This window comes from Pelagicoccus sp. SDUM812003, assembly GCF_031127815.1.
Classification (GTDB): Bacteria; Verrucomicrobiota; Verrucomicrobiia; order Opitutales; family Opitutaceae; genus Pelagicoccus.
The window spans coordinates 1-538 of the sequence record NZ_JARXHY010000075.1; the positions used below are offsets into that span (position 1 = coordinate 1).

The following is a 538-nucleotide window of genomic DNA, read 5'->3' on the forward strand; positions in this document are numbered from 1 at the left end:
CCCCTGAAAACGCCGACGTGGGCGAGATTGCGGTCACCGTCACCGCCACCGACGCCGCAGGCGCCACCGCTTCCGACACCTTCGGTATCAGCGTGGCCAATACCAACGACGGCCCCGTCGCCACCGCCATCGCCGACAAGTCCGCCACCGAGGACTCCGCATTCTCCCTCGACGTTTCCGGTAGCTTCTCCGACGTCGACGCGGGCGACTCCCTGACCTACTCCGCCACCTTGGAAAACGGCGATCCCCTGCCAAGCTGGCTCTCCATCGACCCGACCACAGGACAGCTCTCCGGAACTCCGGAAAACGCCGACGTGGGCGAGATTGCGGTCACCGTCTCCGCCACCGACGCCGCAGGCGCCACCGCCTCCGACTCCTTCGGTATCAGCGTGACCAATACCAACGACGGCCCCGTCGCCACCGCCATCGCCGACAAGTCCGCCACCGAGGACTCCGCATTCTCCCTCGACGTTTCCGGCAGCTTCTCCGACATCGACGCCGGCGACTCCCTCACCTACAGAGCCACCCTGGAAAACGG

The 538-nt window shown here is 66.5% G+C and carries 1 protein-coding gene; it reads left to right on the forward strand.

Going from position 1 to position 538, the window contains the following annotated elements; genetic code table 11:
• The coding region (locus QEH54_RS22850; RefSeq protein ID WP_309021049.1) for a putative Ig domain-containing protein at window positions 1–538 on the forward strand (538 nt) is incomplete at both ends.